Genomic DNA, 15,679 nt, shown 5'->3' on the forward strand with positions numbered 1-15,679 from the left:
GCGCGGCCGCCGGTGTGTCAGAGCGTGCGGGCCAGCGCCGCCCGCTGGGCCTCGTCGAGCGTGGCGCAGCCGGAGACGGCGAGGTCGAGGAGGGCGTTGAGCTCCTCGCGGGCGAAGGGCTCGGCCTCGGCGGTGCCCTGGACCTCGACGAAGCGGCCGTCGCCGGTGCAGACGACGTTCATGTCGGTGTCGGCGCGGACGTCCTCCTCGTAGCAGAGGTCGAGGAGGGGGGTGCCGTCGACGATGCCGACGCTGACGGCGGAGACGGTGCCGGTCAGGGGCTTGCGGCCGTGGCGGATGAGCTTCTTGCCCTGGGCCCAGGTGACGGCGTCGGCGAGGGCGACGTAGGCGCCGGTGATGGCGGCGGTGCGGGTGCCGCCGTCGGCCTGGAGGACGTCGCAGTCCAGGACGATGGTGTTCTCGCCGAGGGCCTTGTAGTCGATGACGGCGCGCAGTGAGCGGCCGATGAGGCGGCTGATCTCGTGGGTGCGGCCGCCGATCTTGCCGCGGACGGATTCGCGGTCGCCGCGGGTGTTGGTGGAGCGGGGCAGCATCGAGTATTCGGCGGTGACCCAGCCTTCGCCGGTGCCCTTGCGCCAGCGCGGGACGCCTTCGGTGACGGATGCGGTGCAGAAGACTTTGGTGTCGCCGAAGGAGATGAGGACGGAGCCTTCGGCGTGCTTGCTCCAGCCGCGTTCGATGGTGACCGGGCGGAGTTGTTCGGCGGTGCGGCCGTCGATGCGAGACATGGCGTAGACCCTATCGGCAACGCGGCGGCCCCACTCCGGGCGGTGGATCGTCCGGTGCGGGGCCGTCGGTGAGGGCGCGCGGGGCGCGGCTCAGGTGCTCACATCATGTCTTCGATCTCGGCGGCGATGGGGTCGGCGTCGGTGCCGATGACGACCTGGATCGCGGTGCCCATCTTGACGACGCCGTGGGCGCCGGCGGCCTTGAGGGCGGCCTCGTCGACGAGGGAGGAGTCGACGACCTCGGTGCGGAGGCGGGTGATGCAGCCCTCGACCTCTTCGATGTTGTCGAGTCCGCCGAGCCCGGCGACGATCTTCTCTGCCTTGCTGGCCATGTCCACTCCTGCTTGTCTCGGCCGCCGGCGGTCCGCCGGGCGGTTTCACACCGTAACGCACGTTTGGCCCACCTATGTGGGCGTTTGTCCGCTGTCTGGCGAAGGATGGCGATCACCGAAGTGCGCGCCGGACGGCCCGGACGGGACGGCCGGAACGCACCACAAGTGGTCTACACCACCAGTATGCGGCAAGCACCAGGGCGGTTGTCGACGGGCCGACCGCCGGGAGGACACCGATGAGTTCGAACGCGGCGGCGGCACCGGGGCGGAACTGGGGAGCGAACCTCTTCCAGGGGCTGCAGAAGATGGGGCGCAGCCTGCAGCTGCCGATCGCCGTCCTGCCCGCCGCGGGCATTCTCAACCGGCTCGGCCAGCCGGATGTGTTCGGCGCCGACGGGCTGGGCTGGGACGCGGTCGGCAAGGTCTTCGCGGCCGCGGGCGGCGCCCTGCTGGATTCGGGGCTCGGCCTGCCGCTGCTGTTCTGCATCGGTGTGGCGATCGGCATGGCCAAGAAGGCGGACGGGTCGACGGCGCTGGCCGCGGTGGCCGGCTTCCTCGTCTACTTCTCGGTGATGCACGCGTTCCCGGCGGGCTGCGCCGCGGGGCAGACGTACACCCAGGCGGGCCTGTGGAGCGGGGTGTGCGTCGACAAGACGCTGACCGTGACCCAGGCCTCCTTCCAGAACCCGGGGGTCTTCGGCGGCATCGTCATGGGCTTCCTGTCCGCCTGGCTGTGGCAGCGCTTCCACCGGGTGAAGCTGGTGGACTGGCTGGGGTTCTTCAACGGCCGCCGGCTGGTGCCGATCATCATGGCCTTCGTCGGACTGGTGTTCGCGGTGCTGTGCCTGTTCGTCTGGCAGCCCATCGGTGACGCGCTGACGAGCTTCAGTGAGTGGCTGACGGGGCTGGCGTCCTGGGGCGCCGGACTCTTCGGCGTCGCCAACCGCGCGCTGCTGGTGATCGGCCTGCACCAGTTCCTGAACACCTTCGTCTGGTTCCAGTTCGGCAGCTTCACCAAGCCGGACGGCACGGTCGTGCACGGCGACATCAACCGGTTCCTGGCGGGCGACCCGACGGCGGGCCAGTTCACCACCGGGTTCTTCCCGATCATGATGTTCGCGCTGCCGGCCGCGGCGCTGGCGATCGCGCACTGCGCCAAGCCGCACCGCCGCAAGGAGATCGCCGGCATGATGCTGTCGGTCGGCCTGACCTCGTTCGTGACGGGGGTGACCGAGCCGATCGAGTATTCGTTCCTGTTCGTCGCGCCGGCGCTGTACGCGATCCACGCCGTGCTGACGGGTGTGTCGATGGCGGTGAGCTGGGCGCTGGGCGTGCACGACAGCTTCAGCTTCTCGGCCGGCCTGATCGACTACGTCATCAACTGGGGGCTGGCGACCAAGCCCTGGCTGATCATTCCCATCGGCCTGTGTTTCGCGGTGGTCTACTACGCCCTCTTCCGCTTCGTGATCACGAAGTTCAATCTGGCGACGCCCGGCCGGGAGCCGGACGAGGTGGGCGACGCGATGGAGCAGGAGAACGTGAAGTAGGGGCCGGCCGGGGCGCTCCCGCCGCGGCGAAGACGATCTTGCGGTGGCGAACTCCCGTGCGCGCGGCGGGGGTTGCGGACCCGCTCCCCCACCCCTGACGCACCCGCTCCGGCCGGCCGCCACAGGCCGGTGACCGCGGGCGTTCCGGGGCCTTCACGGGGATTCCTTTGCGGCGAACGACCGTGTAAGAATGGTCTAAACCACTGAGCGGTGTAGACCAGTGGTTCCCCCACCGAGTCCCCGCCTCACCAGGAGGAATCCGATGAGTTCGGCCACCGCGACAGCGGCCCCGGAGAAGAAGGGCCGCGGCTCTCGCGCCATGGCAGTGGCCCAGCGCATCGGCCGCAGCCTGATGCTACCGATCGCCACCCTGCCCGCGGCGGCGCTGATGGTACGGCTCGGGCAGCCGGACATGCTCGGCCGGGAGTCGTTCCCCGCGTTCCTGAACAAGATCGCCGAGTTCATGGCGGCCGGTGGCGGCGCGCTGCTCGACAACATGCCGCTGCTCTTCGCGGTGGGCATCGCGATCGGCTTCGCCAAGAAGTCCGACGGCTCCACCGCGCTGGCCGCGGTCGTCGGCTACCTGGTGTTCAAGCAGGTGCTGGGCACCTTCCGGGACACCAACCTGCCCAAGATCCAGGACGTCGTCGACGGCAAGCTGGCCGACGTCGCGCCGCCGGTGGACGCCGGAGTGCTGGGCGGCGTCGTGATGGGCATCGTGGTCGCGCTGCTCTACCAGCGCTACAGCCGCAAGAAGCTGCCCGACTGGCTCGGCTTCTTCGGCGGCCGCCGCCTCGTGCCGATCCTCTCCGCCTTCGCCGGCCTCGTCATCGGCATCGTCTTCGGCTACATCTGGCCCGTGCTCGGGACCGGGCTGCACAGCTTCGGCGCCTGGCTCGTCGGCTCGGGCGCGGTGGGCGCCGGCATATTCGGGGTCGTCAACCGCGCGCTGATCCCGGTCGGCATGCACCACCTGCTGAACTCCTTCCCGTGGTTCCAGGCCGGTGACTACCACGGCAAGCACGGCGACATCGCCCGCTTCCTGGCGCACGACCCCTCGGCCGGACAGTTCATGACCGGCTTCTTCCCGATCATGATGTTCGCGCTGCCCGCCGCCTGCCTGGCGATCGTGCACTGCGCCCGGCCCGAGCGCCGCAAGGTCGTCGGCGGCATGATGCTCTCCATCGCGCTGACCGCCTTCATCACCGGCGTCACCGAGCCGATCGAGTTCACCTTCATGTTCATCGCCCCGGTGCTGTACGCCATCCACGCGGTGCTGACCGGTGTCTCGATGGCGCTGACCTGGGCCCTGGGGATGAAGGACGGCTTCGGCTTCTCGGCCGGCGCGATCGACTTCGGGCTGAACCTCGGCATCGCCACCAAGCCGTGGCTGCTCGCCCTCACCGGGCTGGGCTTCGCGGCGCTGTATTACGTCGTGTTCCGGTTCGCGATCGTCAAGTTCAACCTGCCGACCCCCGGGCGCGAGTCCGAGGAGGAGATCGCCGCGGAGGACAAGGCCCAGTACAAGGCCTGACCCCTGCCGGGCCGCCGCAGACGACGAGGGCCCCCGGAGACGATTCGGTCTCCGGGGGCCCTCGTCGTGTGCCGCGGGACGCTTCCCGCGGCCCGGCTCAGATCTCGTAGACGGCGCCCGCCTTGGCGACCTCGACCGGCCCGTCGTAGACCTTCTGGGCGTCACGGACGCTGATGTCCGGGTCGGTCCACGGCGGGATGTGGGTCAGCACCAGCCGCCCCGCGCCGGCCCGCCGGGCGGCCTCGCCGGCCTCCCGCCCGTTGAGGTGCAGGTCCGGAATGTCTTCCTTGCCGTAGGTGAAGGAGGCTTCGCACAGGAAGAAGTCGCTGCCCGCCGCGAGGGTCTCCAGCGCGTCGCAGGGCCCGGTGTCCCCGGAGTACGTCAGCGACCGGCCGCCGTGCTCGACCCGGACGGCGAAGGCCTCCACGGGGTGCTTGACCCGCTCGGTACGGATCGTGAACGGCCCGAGGGTGAAGGTGCCCGGCGTCAGGGTGCGGAAGTCGAAGACCTCGCTCATCGCGCCGTCGTACGGCAGGTCGGCGTGCGCCACGGTCAGCCGGCGCTCGGTCCCGGCCGGCCCGTAGACCGGCATCGGCGCGCACCGTCCACCGTCCGGGCGGTAGTAGCGCACGACGAAATAGCCGCACAGGTCGATGCAGTGATCGGCGTGCAGGTGCGACAGGAGTACGGCATCCAGGTCATAGAGGCCGGTGTGGCGCTGCAGCTCACCCAGGGCGCCGTTGCCCATGTCGAGGAGCAGCCTGAAGCCGTCGGCCTCCAGGAGGTAGCTCGAACAGGCCGATTCCATCGAAGGGAACGACCCCGAGCATCCGACGACAGTGAGCTTCATACGGGCGTGAACCTCCGTGGGCGTGGGCGGCGGTCAGGCGCCTCCCCCGGCTCGTACGCGGTGGAGAGCTCGGGGAGGGTCCATGGGGGGTTTCCCGGCGGGCCCTGCCGGGGTGTTGCCGGATCCTTGGCGGTCGGTGCGGTGCCCACGAGCGTAAGGCGCAAAAGGTGCTGTGGCTCCTCCAGCGGGGCGAGCTGTGGGCGGAATCACCAGTCCGGGCTGACGCCCCGTACGCCCGTACGCAGTGGCCCCTCCCGCCACCCGTTCCGCAGGAGCCCCGCCGCCGTTCCGCCGCCGTTCCGCCGCTCCGTTTTCGTCGCTGCGTTTTTCGCCGCTGCGCTTTTCGCCGGCCTCCGCGCGCCGCGCCCCGGGTGCCCCGCAGATACCGGGGCGCCCGGGGCGCTCGCCTTCGGACGGCACCCCCGGGGAGGGCCGCCGCCCGTCACCCGGCATGCCGCCGTCACCCCTACGCCCAGAGCTGCCCGTGCAGGGTGGCGATCGCGGCCTCGGTGGACTCGGCGGTGTACACGCCGGTGGACAGGTACTTCCAGCCGCCGTCGGCGACGACGAAGACGACGTCGGCGCTCTCCCCCGCCTTGGCGGCCTTGCGGGCGACACCGATCGCGGCGTGCAGCGCCGCGCCGGTGGAGATGCCCGCGAAGATGCCTTCCTCCGCGAGGAGTTCGCGGGTGCGGCGGACCGCGTCCTCGGAGCCGACCGAGAAGCGGGTGGTGAGCTGGGACTCGTCGTAGAGCTCGGGGATGAAGCCCTCGTCGAGGTTGCGCAGCCCGTAGACCACGTCGTCGTAGCGCGGCTCGGCGGCGACGATCCGGACACCGGGGACGTGCTCGCGCAGATAGCGGCCGACGCCCATCAGGGTGCCGGTGGTGCCCAGACCGGCCACGAAATGGGTGATCGAGGGGAGGTCGGCGAGGATCTCCGGGCCGGTGGTGGCGTAGTGCGCACCGGCGTTGTCCGGGTTCCCGTACTGGTAGAGCATCACCCAGTCGGGGTGCTCGGCGGCCAGCTCCTTGGCCACCCGTACGGCCGTGTTGGAGCCGCCCGCCGCGGGCGAGGAGATGATCTCCGCGCCCCACATGGCGAGCAGCTCCCGCCGCTCGGACGAGGTGTTCTCCGGCATCACGCACACGATGCGGTAGCCCTTGAGCTTGGCCGCCATGGCGAGCGAGATGCCGGTGTTGCCGCTGGTCGGCTCCAGGATGGTGCAGCCGGGGGTGAGCCGGCCGTCCTTCTCGGCCTGCTCGACCATGTGCAGCGCGGGCCTGTCCTTGATCGAACCCGTGGGGTTGCGGTCCTCCAGCTTCGCCCAGATACGGACGTCGTCGGAGGGCGACAGGCGCGGCAGGCGGACGAGAGGGGTGTTCCCGACCGCCGCCAGCGGGGAGTCGTAGCGCATCAGCGCATGCCTCCCGCCCGCCACCCGACCGCCGCGCCTGCCGGACGGGGCTGCGCCCCGGCCCCTCCCGCCACCGCCGGGAGGATCGTCACGCTGTCGCCGTCGGCGAGCTTGGTGGAGATGCCCTCCAGGAAGCGGACGTCCTCGTCGTTGAGGTAGACGTTCACGAAGCGGCGCAGCTGCTCGCCCTCGACCAGGCGCTCGCGGATGCCGTTGTGCCGGCTCTCCAGGTCGGTGAAGAGGTCGGCGAGGGTCTCCCCGCTGCCCTCGACAGCTTTCTCGCCGTCGGTGTAGGTGCGCAGGATGGTGGGGATTCGGACCTCGATGGCCATGGAATGCTCCTGTGGGAGTGCGGTTCGGGGGCTGTGCGTCCCGGGGTGCACGGCATGCGGCGTGCCGGGAGGGCGTCGGGTGACGCGGGAAGTGCGGGGGTGCCGAAGAGGCGCGCCGCGCGCCCGGGGCAGGCCGGGTCAGGCGGCGGCGCAGCGCGGACAGATGGCGCTGGAAAGCCGGCACAGATCGACGTGCAGCCGTGCGGCTCCGCAGCCGAACGCGCCCAGCAGCGCGGTTGCGGAGCGACGCGTGGCGAGCGGAGCGAGCAGCAGCATGCCCGGCCTCTTTTCGCTCACGTCAGGGTCAACCATGCGGTCATCGTATCGATTCCCGGTCCGGGTTTTGGAACCACGTCCCATGATGCGGACGGTAGCTGTACGACAGGTGGGACGCGCTCAGGAGTACGCGGCCACGACCTCGACCTCTTCCTCGGTCACCGTGCCGTCGACGATACGGAACGAGCGGAACTGGAACGGCCCGGCGCCCTCGGTGTCGGCGGTGGATACCAGGACATAGTGGGCGGCCGGCTCGTTGGCGTACGAGATGTCGGTGCGCGAGGGGTAGGCCTCGGTGGCGGTGTGCGAGTGGTAGATGATCACCGGCTCCTCGTCCCGGTCGTCCATCTCCCGGTAGAGCTTGAGCAGGTCGGCCGAGTCGAACTCGTAGAACGTGGGCGAGCGGGCGGCGTTCAGCATCGGGATGAACCGCTCGGGGCGGCCGCTGCCGGCCGGGCCCGCGACCACGCCGCAGGCCTCGTCGGGGTGGTCCTGGCGGGAGTGCTCGACGATCTGGTCGTGGAGGGCCTTGGTGAGGGTCAGCATGGCGCCAAGGATAAGAGGAGCGGGCGCGGCGCGGGCCAGAGGGTGGCGCTGAGCGACCGGGCGCACACGCAGCGGGCCCGTCCGTACCGGAGAACGATACGTACGGGCCCGCATGCCGGACGTCAGGTGAGGCGCCCGGGGTGGTGCGAGGGTGTCAGGCGTCCGTGCCGTCCTTGACGGGGGCCTGCCGGCCAGCCGCGCCGGACGTCAGGCCCTGCGCAGCGTCCCGGCGCTTGATGCACAGGTAGCCCACGCCCAGGATGAGCGCCCACAGGGGCGCCGCGTAGAGCGAGATCCGGGCGTCCGGGTCGACGCCCATCATCACGATCACCATGGCGATGAAGGCCAGCGCGAAGATCGAGGTGTAGGGGCTGCCGGGGGCCTTGAACTCGGACTGCGGCAGCTCGCCGCGGTTGGCCTTGGCGCGGTAGCGCAGCTGCGAGGCCAGGATGACGATCCACGCCCACATACCGGAGATGGTGGCGAAGGAGACGACGTAGTTGAACGCGTCGCCGGGCCACTGGTAGTTGATGTAGACGCCGAACAGCATCATCGCGACCGAGACGCCGGTGCCCCAGGTGGGCAGGCCGTTCTTGCTGAGCTTGGTGAAGAACTTCGGGCCCTGGCCGTTGAGCGCGAGGTCGCGCAGCATCCGGCCGGTGGAGTACATGCCGGAGTTGGCCGAGGAGAGCGCGGCCGTCAGCACGACGAAGTTGACGATGCCCGCGCCGGCCGGCAGGCCGATCTGCTGGAAGGCGGCCACGAAGGGGCTGACGCCCGGCTTGAAGACCGTCCAGCTGACGACGGACAGAATGATGATCAGCGCACCGATGTAGAAGAGGCCGATCCGCCACGGCACGGTGTTGATCGCCTTGGGCAGGACCTTCTTCGGGTTGGTCGCCTCGCCCGCGGTGACGCCGACGAGTTCGACGGCGAGGAAGGCGAACATCACGATCTGCAGCGTCATCAGCGTGCCGCCGATGCCCTTGGGGAAGAAGCCGCCGTGGGACCACAGGTTGGTGAAGGACGCGGTGTCACCGGCGTCGGAGAAGCCGAGGGTGATCACGCCGAGGCCGATCAGGATCATGCCGATGATCGCGGTGACCTTGACCATCGAGAACCAGAATTCCAGCTCACCGAAGATCTTCACGGAGATCAGGTTGATACCGAAGAGCGCGACGGTGAAGACCAGCGCCGCCGCCCATTGCGGTATGCCCTTGTTCCAGTACTGCACATACGTGGCCGCGGCGGTCACTTCGGTAATGCCGGTGACGACCCAGAACAGCCAGTAGGTCCAGCCGGTCACGAAGCCGACGAACGGACCGAGGAATTCTCGCGCGTACTCCGAGAAGGAGCCGGAGACGGGCCGGTACATGAGCAGTTCGCCCAGGGCCCGCATGATGAAGAAGATGACCAGACCGACGATGGCGTAGGCGAGGATGATGCTCGGCCCGGCCATCGAGATCGCCTTGCCGGCTCCCAGAAAGAGACCGGTACCGATGGCGCCACCAATGGCGATCATCTGGATCTGACGGTTTCCCAGACCGCGCTGATAGCCCTCTTCGGGGGCCTGCTCAGCTGCCTCGTTGCCGTCGTGTTGCTTGTCGACCTGCACAGAGGTCATGTGTGGTGCGCCTTTCTCCATACCGACCCGGTCTGTCCGGATCGGGTCCCGATCCCCCCGGATGGAGTCCTGCTGCCGACGGTCGGCCGGCCAAGCGCTCCCGCAGCGACAGGGGTGGCGTCACTCACGGCAGGTCGTGAACATCTATCACGACCCCCAGGAGATCGCCTAGAGATGGCGTGAACCGCACCACGCGAAAAAGGGGCCAAACCGAATAAGTGGGCACAACTTGCTTGGCGGCGGTAATGGGATCGTTATGCGGATTTGAGCATCCGCTGAGCGAACACCCCGCGAACAACCGGGGCGATATGCCCGGTTTTCACCCCATGAGTGACTCGACCAGAGTCTCCTGAAGCCCGCCGAGCCAGAGATATGCCATCACCATCGGCTTGCGGGGATCGCTGTCCGGCAGCCGCAGCAGCTCGCCGCCGTCCTCTTCATCGGTCACTTCAAGCCGCGTCCCGATGGCCAGCCGGAGGTCGTTGAGGGCCCCCAGCCACCGCCGGCACTCGTCGGGCTCGAGCCGCAGCTCGGCGCTGCCGCCGGACGACGGCGCGAGCGTGTCCAGCGCGCGGATCAGCGCGAGGGTGTCCTCGCGCTTGCGGGCGCGCAGATCGTTCTCGGTGTAGCGGCGGAACTCGGCGGAGGCGGCGCGGACGTCGTCGTCGGGGACGAGGTCGGGCCCGCCGTAGGCGTCGGGGAAGAGACGGGCCAGGACCGGGTCGGCGGGCGGCTCGCTGGGGCCGTCGTTGAAGATCGACGCCAGCAGGTCGTCGCCCTCGCGCTCCGCGGGCTCCTCGCCCGGGCCGATCAGCTCCATCAGCTGGACGGCGAGGCTGCGCAGGATGGAGATCTCGACCTCGTCGAGGGGGACCGAGGCGCCGCCGCCGGGCAGCGGGGTGAAGTGCCCGGTCATCGGCGGTCCTGCTGGAGGGTCGCCCACAGGCCGAAGCCGTGCATGGCCTGCACGTCGCGCTCCATCTCCTCGCGGCTGCCGCTGGAGACCACCGCGCGTCCCTTGTGATGGACGTCGAGCATCAACTGGTGCGCCTTGTCCTTGGAGTAGCCGAAGTACGTCTGGAAGACATAGGAGACGTAGCTCATGAGGTTCACGGGGTCGTTGTGAACGATCGTGACCCACGGGAGGTCGGGCTCGGGAACCTCGAAGGGAGCCTCGCTCGACTCGGGACGCTCGGTCTCGACCGGGACACCGAGGGTGCAGTGGTGCGGCCGGAGCGTGATGGCGGGTGACGGGTGGGCGCTCACAGGCCCCATGCTGCCACCCGGGGGCCCGCGACGCACAAATGCCCCTCGCGCGGGCCGCGTCGGCCCGCCGCGGGCGCCCACCGGCGGGACCGCCAGGAGACCCCACCCCACTATCGTCAGAGTGACGAGTATTGGGGGTAGCATCGTCTCCATGAACACAGCAGACCTGGGGCTGCCGGTGGCCGTGCCGTCGACTGCGCTCTTCACCGACCAGTACGAACTCACCATGCTGCAGGCCGCGTTGCGGTCCGGCACCGCGGACCGGCACTCGGTCTTCGAGGTCTTCACCCGCCGGCTGCCCGAGGGCCGCCGCTACGGCGTGGTGGGCGGCACCGGCCGGGTGCTGGACGCCGTGGAGAACTTCCGCTTCGACGAGACGATCCTCGGCTTCCTGCGCGAGCGCGGCATCCTCGACGAGCCGACCAGCGACTGGCTGGCCGACTTCCGCTTCCGCGGCGACATCTGGGGCTACCCGGAGGGCGAGGTCTACTTCCCCGGCTCCCCCGTCATGCGGGTCGAGGGCACCTTCGCCGAGGCGGTGCTGCTGGAGACGGTGATCCTCTCGATCCTCAACCACGACTCCGCGGTGGCCGCGGCCGCCTCCCGGATGTCGGTGGCGGCCGGCGACCGCCCGCTGATGGAGATGGGCGCCCGCCGCACCCACGAGCTGGCGGCGGTGGCCGCGGCCCGCGCCGCCTACGTCGGCGGCTTCCACACCACCTCCGATCTCGCGGCCGGCTTCCGCTACCACATCCCCACCGTCGGCACCAGCGCCCACGCCTTCACCCTGCTGCACGACACCGAGCGGGACGCCTTCACCGCCCAGGTCGACACCCTCGGCAGCGGCACGACCCTGCTCGTGGACACCTTCGACGTCGCCGAGGCGGTGCGCACCGCCGTGGAGGTGGCCGGGCCCGGCCTCGGCGCCGTGCGGATCGACTCCGGTGATCTGCTGCTGATCGCCCACCGGGTGCGCCAGCAACTCGACGAGCTGGGCGCCACCGGCACCCGGATCGTGGTCACCAGCGATCTCGACGAGTACGCCATCGCCTCGCTGGCCGCCGCGCCGGTGGACGCCTACGGGGTCGGCACCCAGCTGGTGACCGGCAGCGGGCACCCGACCTGCTCGATGGTCTACAAGCTGGTCGCCCGCGCCGACGGCGACGCGCCCGGCACCCCGCTGCGGCCGGTCGCCAAGCGCTCGATGGGCGCCAAGACCTCGCTCGGCGGCCGCAAGTGGGCGGCGCGCCGGCTGGACGCGGACGGGATCGCCGAGGCCGAGGTCATCGGCACCGGACCGGTCCCGGCGGAGCTGGCCGACCGGCAGCTGCTGGTGCCGCTGGTGAGCGGCGGCACCGTGGTGGCGCGGGAGCCGCTGGACGCCGCCCGCGAACGGCACATCGCCGCCCGCGACCAGCTGCCGCTGTCGGCCACCCAGCTCTCCCGGGGCGAGGCCGTCCTGCCCACCGAATACGTCTGACGCGGCCCCGGCGGGCGCGGTGTGGCGGGCGGCGCGCCCGCCGCCCTGTCCGCCGGGCTCCGCACCACTCCCGCAATCCCCCGCCAGTGGCTACCCTCGGTCACACCACCGCACCACACTCCGGGCCGGTCCCCCGATTCCCAGCCGGAAGGCACGCACCATGCACCGGGCATTGATCGTCGTTGATGTGCAGAACGACTTCTGCGAGGGCGGCAGCCTCGCGGTGGCGGGGGGCGCGGACGTCGCGGCGGCCATCACCGATCTGATCGGCCAGGCGGCCGGCGGCTGCTACCGCTACGTCGTCGCCACCCGTGATCACCACATCGACCCCGGTGACCACTTCTCCGAGCGCCCCGACTACGAGCGCACCTGGCCGGTGCACTGCGTGGCCGGCACCGAGGGCAGCGGCTTCCACCCCAATTTCACCCCGGCGATCGCCTCCGGGGCCATCGACGCGGTCTTCGACAAGGGCACCCACTCCGGCGCGTACAGCGGCTTCGAGGGCGCGGACGAGAACGGCACCCCGCTCGCGGACTGGCTGCGCGGCCACGGCGTCACCGAGGTCGACGTGGTCGGCCTGGCCACCGACCACTGCGTGCGCGCCACCGCCCTGGACGCCGTCCGGGCCGGGCTGCGCACCCACGTCCTGCTGGACCTGACGGCCGGGGTGGCCGCGCACACCACCGAGCGGGCGCTGGCGGAGCTGCGCGCGGCGGGCGCCGAGCTGACCGGGAAACCGGTGGTCCTCGGCGGCTGACGCCCCTCGCGGCAACGGCGCGACCGCGGCCTTCCGCGGGCGCCTCCGCGGCCCCGCGCGCTACCCCGCGGCCCGGTACCCGGCGGCGGACGCCGGGGGGATCTGGGGTCGCATCAGCGCCCGTATCGGGTGCCAGGACTCGGTGTCGTCCTCCGGGGTCTCGCGCCAGACCACCCCGTCCGGGTGGTGCAGGACGGCCGTGATCTCGTCGGGTGTGGGCGGCTCGGTGTTGCCGCGCAGGTAGACCCTGCGCAGCCCGAGGTTGCGCAGCCTGGTCAGGGCGCGCTGACGGTTCACCGCGTGGACCAGCACCCGCACCCGGCACCCGCAGTCGTACGGGCCGGGCCGCGGGCCGTGAGCCGGCCTGGGCAGTGAGAGGGCGACCACCACGCTCCCTCCTGGGAGCCTGATGTAACCGCCACCGGACTTGGTCATTTCTCCCCCGTGAGACTTCGCGTCAACAAGGATCTGTAGAACGCATCTAAACGCGAATCGGCCGCCGCCCGCTAGGGGGCGGCGGCCGAATAGCCTCTGACCTGCCGCTTTACCTTTTACTTACCGGCGGGGCCCACCTGGACCGTCACCGTGGAGCCGTCCCGGGCCTCCTTGAGGATCTTGATCCGGGTGTTGGTGTCAGGAACGATCACGCCACCGGTCGGGTTCGTCTTGTCGTAGTAGACGCCGTGCCGGTCGTCGAAGAGCGTGACGCCCTTCTTCGAGGTGATCTTGACCTTCTTGCCGTCCCGGTGGAGGGTCAGCGCGTCGGTCGGGAACCGGGTGAAGGTCGAGTCGTAGCTCTGGAAGCGGTTGCGCATCAGCTTGCCGTCGGCCCAGTGCTCGGCCTTGGGGTGCGCGTCGACCGGCAGGATCTGCCCGGCGCCGGGGTGCTGGCCGACGTTGTTGTCCGCCTGCGAGGTGTCCCACAGCCAGATCAGGACACCGTTCTGGTAGGGGAAGTGCTCCACCCAGGACGGCTTGGCCGTGGTCCAGCCGAAGTTGTACGGGCCGACCTTGAGGGTCTTGTCGTACGACACGTACTGCCGGTTCTCGGCGATGTAGTACTGCGGGTAGGACTTGGTGAACGAGGCGCCGATCCGCGAGAAGCCCTTGCTGGTCCAGCCGTTGTCGCCGTTCTCGGCGTTGTCGCTGAACAGCGGCTGGCCGTCGGCGGTGACGTTGATGGCGTCGGCCGCGAAGCCCTTCTGGGCCGCGCCGCCGTCGGTCTGGTAGCGGAAGCGCAGGTCGATCTTCTTGCCCGCGTATGCGTCCAGCGGGTAGGAGAGGTCCTGGTAGGCGGCCACGGTGCCGGTCAGGGCGGGCTTGTCGCTGCCGTCACGCGGGATGGCCTTGCCGTTCGCGGTGCCGTCCAGCGCCGTCCAGTTGTTGCCGCCGTCGGTCGAGGCCTCGGCGTACAGGTAGTCGTAGTCCTTCTCGATGTCCCACCAGCCCTTGAGGCCCAGGGACGCCTTGGACTTGCCGGTGAGGTCCACCTGCCGGGTCAGGGTGTTCTTGAGGTCGTTGCCCATGTCGCTCCACCACTGGTGGGAGCCCTCGGCGGGCTGGACGACCTCGGTCTTGACCTGCTTGGCGGGCAGGGTGACGACCACCGCCTGCTTGTTCTTGGTGTTGTACTCGGCGACACCCAGCTTGTGGGAGGACTTGGCCGCGGCCTTCGCCTTGCCGTAGTTGAGCCAGCCCAGCTGGAGCTTGTCCCAGGCGCTCATGTCGCCGGGCAGGTTGCCGATGTTGTCCTTGCCGGTGCCCAGCCAGGAGCCGCCCGACATCAGCGACCAGAAGTCCACCGAGGACTCACCGGTGCCGGAGGTGTCGTACTCGTCCGGCAGGCCCAGGTCGTGGCCGTACTCGTGGGCGAAGACACCGAGTCCGCCGTTCTCCGGCTGCATGGTGTAGTCGCCGACCCAGATGCCGGTGTTGCCGATCTGGGTGCCGCCCGCCTTGTTGGCGCCCGGACCGGTCTTGCCGGCGTCGGTGCCGTAGGCGTACCAGCGGTGTGCCCAGATGGCGTTGGTCTTCTGGACGCCGCCGCCGGCGGACTCGTCCTCGCCGGCATGCACGATCTGGAAGTGGTCGATGTAGCCGTCGGGCTCGTTGAAGTTGCCGTCGCCGTCGTGGTCGTAGCGGTCCCACTGGTCGTACTTGGAGAGGTCGGCCTTGATCTGGGCGTCGGTGCGGCCCTTGGCCTTCTGGTCCTTGGCCCACTGGTTGACGCCGTCACGGATCAGGTCCCAGGCGCTGGCGCAGTTGGTCTGGCCGCAGTAGTTGGACCCGTAGCGGGCCTCGTTCCAGTCGACCTTGACCCAGTCGGAGACCTCGCCGTTGACCGAGTAGCGGCCCGAGGACTGCTTCTCGTAGTACTTCGCCAGCGACTGCTTCTTCTTGTCGTGGGAGAAGTACAGATCCTGGAAGTGCTTCTGGTTGTAGTCCTTCTGCCAGGCCGTGCTGTTGTCCTTGGCACGGTCCGGCTTGGCTATCTTGTTGTGCGCCGGGCCGGGGTCGCCGCCGTACTTCTTCACCGGCGGCTTGGGGCCGTCGCCGTCCGGGTCGTACATGGTGGTGTCGTCGACCTTGTCGCCGAAGTCCACCAGGATCGTGAAGATCTTGTCGGTCTTCTGCCGGGCCAGCTCGACGTACTTGCTCTTGCCGAGCTTGACGACCTTGGAGCCGCCCCGCACGGTCGCCTTGGCGTCGCCGGCGATGACCTTCTGGAGCGCTTCCTTGCGCTCGGACGCCTGGCGGTCGCTGAACGGGCCCTTGAGGTCGTGGTCCACGGTCCGCTCAGGGGCCGGGTCCTGGCGCTTGGCGACGGGCGACGGACCCTGCGGGTCGGCCGAAGCCACCCCCGAAGACAAAGCGGCCGCCCCGATCGCAGCAATTGCCGTGGCCAGGGCGGCCGATCTGAACACCGTTCTCTGCTGTCTCACTTGGCGCTGTCCTCCCCTTAGACCGGT

Annotated in this window: 16 protein-coding genes; 4 read left to right on the forward strand and 12 right to left on the reverse strand. The window is 69.9% G+C overall.

Annotation, left to right across the window (positions count from 1 at the left end; translation table 11 throughout):
• Nucleotides 1-17 precede the first annotated feature (17 nt).
• The gene (gene rph / locus ACQP17_RS13415) at nt 18-749 is read right to left on the reverse strand and encodes a ribonuclease PH (protein WP_433856485.1); all 732 of its coding nucleotides are present in this window, start codon (nt 747-749) and stop codon (nt 18-20) included.
• A 98-nt stretch (nt 750-847) separates the two neighbouring features.
• Nucleotides 848-1,081 (reverse strand): glucose PTS transporter subunit EIIB, encoded by a 234-nt coding sequence (locus tag ACQP17_RS13420; RefSeq protein WP_018091307.1) that lies wholly within the window; start codon nt 1,079-1,081, stop codon nt 848-850.
• A gap of 236 nt (nt 1,082-1,317) precedes the next feature.
• On the opposite strand from ACQP17_RS13420, the gene ACQP17_RS13425 reads away from it, so the two are divergent.
• Nucleotides 1,318-2,628, forward strand: coding sequence for a PTS transporter subunit EIIC (locus tag ACQP17_RS13425; protein WP_433856486.1), 1,311 nt, complete (start codon nt 1,318-1,320; stop codon nt 2,626-2,628).
• A 262-nt stretch (nt 2,629-2,890) separates the two neighbouring features.
• On the forward strand, nt 2,891-4,162 hold the full coding sequence (locus tag ACQP17_RS13430; RefSeq protein ID WP_433856487.1) for a PTS transporter subunit EIIC: 1,272 nt from the start codon (nt 2,891-2,893) through the stop codon (nt 4,160-4,162).
• Nucleotides 4,163-4,259: 97 nt separating this feature from the next.
• Here ACQP17_RS13430 and ACQP17_RS13435 read toward each other — a convergent pair whose 3' ends face one another.
• The 8 genes from ACQP17_RS13435 to clpS all read right to left on the reverse strand — a co-directional run bounded on the left by ACQP17_RS13435 (nt 4,260) and on the right by clpS (nt 10,473).
• Complete coding sequence (locus ACQP17_RS13435) at nt 4,260-5,012, reverse strand: MBL fold metallo-hydrolase (protein ID WP_433856488.1); 753 nt, start codon at nt 5,010-5,012, stop codon at nt 4,260-4,262.
• Nucleotides 5,013-5,478: 466 nt separating this feature from the next.
• On the reverse strand, nt 5,479-6,429 hold the full coding sequence (locus ACQP17_RS13440; RefSeq protein WP_433856489.1) for a PLP-dependent cysteine synthase family protein: 951 nt from the start codon (nt 6,427-6,429) through the stop codon (nt 5,479-5,481).
• Nucleotides 6,429-6,761: a MoaD/ThiS family protein gene (locus tag ACQP17_RS13445; protein WP_433856490.1), complete on the reverse strand. Its 333-nt coding sequence runs from the start codon at nt 6,759-6,761 to the stop codon at nt 6,429-6,431. Before ACQP17_RS13445 ends, ACQP17_RS13440 begins: the two co-directional genes overlap by 1 nt.
• 138 nt (nt 6,762-6,899) lie before the next feature.
• Nucleotides 6,900-7,073, reverse strand: coding sequence for a putative leader peptide (locus ACQP17_RS13450; protein WP_433856491.1), 174 nt, complete (start codon nt 7,071-7,073; stop codon nt 6,900-6,902).
• 84 nt (nt 7,074-7,157) lie between these two features.
• Nucleotides 7,158-7,583, reverse strand: a complete 426-nt coding sequence (locus ACQP17_RS13455) for a M67 family metallopeptidase (RefSeq protein ID WP_364880748.1) — start codon at nt 7,581-7,583, stop codon at nt 7,158-7,160.
• 154 nt (nt 7,584-7,737) lie between these two features.
• Nucleotides 7,738-9,207, reverse strand: a complete 1,470-nt coding sequence (locus tag ACQP17_RS13460; RefSeq protein ID WP_433856492.1) for an amino acid permease — start codon at nt 9,205-9,207, stop codon at nt 7,738-7,740.
• A gap of 319 nt (nt 9,208-9,526) precedes the next feature.
• Nucleotides 9,527-10,123 (reverse strand): DUF2017 domain-containing protein, encoded by a 597-nt coding sequence (locus tag ACQP17_RS13465; RefSeq protein WP_433856493.1) that lies wholly within the window; start codon nt 10,121-10,123, stop codon nt 9,527-9,529.
• Nucleotides 10,120-10,473 (reverse strand): ATP-dependent Clp protease adapter ClpS, encoded by a 354-nt coding sequence (gene clpS, locus ACQP17_RS13470; protein ID WP_433856494.1) that lies wholly within the window; start codon nt 10,471-10,473, stop codon nt 10,120-10,122. The genes ACQP17_RS13465 and clpS overlap by 4 nt, the downstream gene beginning before the upstream one ends.
• Nucleotides 10,474-10,624: 151 nt before the next feature.
• On the opposite strand from clpS, the gene ACQP17_RS13475 reads away from it, so the two are divergent.
• On the forward strand, nt 10,625-11,953 hold the full coding sequence (locus ACQP17_RS13475; RefSeq protein ID WP_433856495.1) for a nicotinate phosphoribosyltransferase: 1,329 nt from the start codon (nt 10,625-10,627) through the stop codon (nt 11,951-11,953).
• A 160-nt stretch (nt 11,954-12,113) separates the two neighbouring features.
• The gene (locus ACQP17_RS13480; protein ID WP_433856496.1) at nt 12,114-12,710 is read left to right on the forward strand and encodes an isochorismatase family protein; all 597 of its coding nucleotides are present in this window, start codon (nt 12,114-12,116) and stop codon (nt 12,708-12,710) included.
• 60 nt (nt 12,711-12,770) lie between these two features.
• Here the strand turns inward: ACQP17_RS13480 and ACQP17_RS13485 are convergent, their stop codons facing one another.
• Nucleotides 12,771-13,145 (reverse strand): hypothetical protein, encoded by a 375-nt coding sequence (locus ACQP17_RS13485; protein ID WP_433856497.1) that lies wholly within the window; start codon nt 13,143-13,145, stop codon nt 12,771-12,773.
• A gap of 116 nt (nt 13,146-13,261) precedes the next feature.
• Entirely contained in the window at nt 13,262-15,652 is a 2,391-nt protein-coding gene (locus ACQP17_RS13490; protein WP_433856498.1) for an immune inhibitor A domain-containing protein, read from the reverse strand.
• Nucleotides 15,653-15,679: the final 27 nt, after the last annotated feature.

Source organism: Streptomyces kronopolitis, assembly GCF_050953795.1.
Taxonomy (GTDB): domain Bacteria; phylum Actinomycetota; class Actinomycetes; order Streptomycetales; family Streptomycetaceae; genus Streptomyces; species Streptomyces kronopolitis_A.

Bases quoted from the DNA above. Each gene is read 5' to 3' on its own strand.
- ACQP17_RS13475 (WP_433856495.1), top strand. From the start codon at position 10,625: ATGAACACAGCAGACCTGGGGCTGCCGGTGGCCGTGCCGTCGACTGCG.
- ACQP17_RS13455 (WP_364880748.1), bottom strand. From the start codon at position 7,583: ATGCTGACCCTCACCAAGGCCCTCCACGACCAGATCGTCGAGCACTCC.
- ACQP17_RS13420 (WP_018091307.1), bottom strand. From the start codon at position 1,081: ATGGCCAGCAAGGCAGAGAAGATCGTCGCCGGGCTCGGCGGACTCGAC.
- ACQP17_RS13435 (WP_433856488.1), bottom strand. From the start codon at position 5,012: ATGAAGCTCACTGTCGTCGGATGCTCGGGGTCGTTCCCTTCGATGGAA.
- rph (WP_433856485.1), bottom strand. From the start codon at position 749: ATGTCTCGCATCGACGGCCGCACCGCCGAACAACTCCGCCCGGTCACC.
- ACQP17_RS13440 (WP_433856489.1), bottom strand. From the start codon at position 6,429: ATGCGCTACGACTCCCCGCTGGCGGCGGTCGGGAACACCCCTCTCGTC.
- ACQP17_RS13480 (WP_433856496.1), top strand. From the start codon at position 12,114: ATGCACCGGGCATTGATCGTCGTTGATGTGCAGAACGACTTCTGCGAG.
- ACQP17_RS13445 (WP_433856490.1), bottom strand. From the start codon at position 6,761: ATGGCCATCGAGGTCCGAATCCCCACCATCCTGCGCACCTACACCGAC.
- ACQP17_RS13430 (WP_433856487.1), top strand. From the start codon at position 2,891: ATGAGTTCGGCCACCGCGACAGCGGCCCCGGAGAAGAAGGGCCGCGGC.
- ACQP17_RS13425 (WP_433856486.1), top strand. From the start codon at position 1,318: ATGAGTTCGAACGCGGCGGCGGCACCGGGGCGGAACTGGGGAGCGAAC.
- ACQP17_RS13465 (WP_433856493.1), bottom strand. From the start codon at position 10,123: ATGACCGGGCACTTCACCCCGCTGCCCGGCGGCGGCGCCTCGGTCCCC.
- ACQP17_RS13450 (WP_433856491.1), bottom strand. From the start codon at position 7,073: ATGGTTGACCCTGACGTGAGCGAAAAGAGGCCGGGCATGCTGCTGCTC.
- ACQP17_RS13485 (WP_433856497.1), bottom strand. From the start codon at position 13,145: ATGACCAAGTCCGGTGGCGGTTACATCAGGCTCCCAGGAGGGAGCGTG.
- ACQP17_RS13460 (WP_433856492.1), bottom strand. From the start codon at position 9,207: ATGACCTCTGTGCAGGTCGACAAGCAACACGACGGCAACGAGGCAGCT.